This window comes from Amycolatopsis halotolerans (genome assembly GCF_042647905.1).
GTDB lineage: Bacteria > Actinomycetota > Actinomycetes > Mycobacteriales > Pseudonocardiaceae > Amycolatopsis > Amycolatopsis halotolerans.
Genome location: NZ_JBHRWI010000086.1, coordinates 1 through 711, shown reverse-complemented (window position 1 = coordinate 711; position 711 = coordinate 1). Strand labels below are relative to the sequence as shown.

General features: G+C 58.2%; 1 rRNA gene. It reads right to left on the bottom strand.

What is annotated here, in order from left to right:
* Positions 1–711, bottom strand: a 23S ribosomal RNA gene (locus tag ACFORO_RS46630); the annotation flags it as partial.

The window sequence follows — 711 nt, the reverse complement described above, 5'->3', positions numbered from 1 at the left end:
ACCCGTTGTCCATCGACTACGCCTGTCGGCCTCGCCTTAGGTCCCGACTTACCCTGGGCGGATTAGCCTGGCCCAGGAACCCTTGGTCATCCGGCGGCAGAGTTTCTCACTCTGCATTCGCTACTCATGCCTGCATTCTCACTCCCGCACCCTCCACCGCTGGCTTCCGCCGCGGCTTCCCTGGATGCAGGACGCTCCCCTACCCATCCACACCACTGCACGAGAGCCCGAAAGCTCCCGCGGATGTATTGTGTGAATGACACAGCTTCGGCGGTGTGCTTAAGCCCCGCTACATTGTCGGCGCAGGACCACTTGACCAGTGAGCTATTACGCACTCTTTCAAGGGTGGCTGCTTCTAAGCCAACCTCCTGGTTGTCTGGGCAATCCCACATCCTTTCCCACTGAGCACACACTTAGGGGCCTTAGCTGGTGTTCTGGGCTGTTTCCCTCTCGACGACGAAGCTTATCCCCCGCCGTCTCACTGCCGCGCTCTCACTAACCGGTATTCGGAGTTTGGTTGATTTCGGTAACCCGGTAAGGCCCCTAGACCATCCAGTAGCTCTACCCCCGGCAAGAAACACGCGACGCTGCACCTAAATGCATTTCGGGGAGAACCAGCTATCACGGAGTTTGATTGGCCTTTCACCCCTACCCACAGCTCATCCCCTCAGTTTTCAACCTAAGTGGGTTCGGGCCTCCACGACGTCTTAC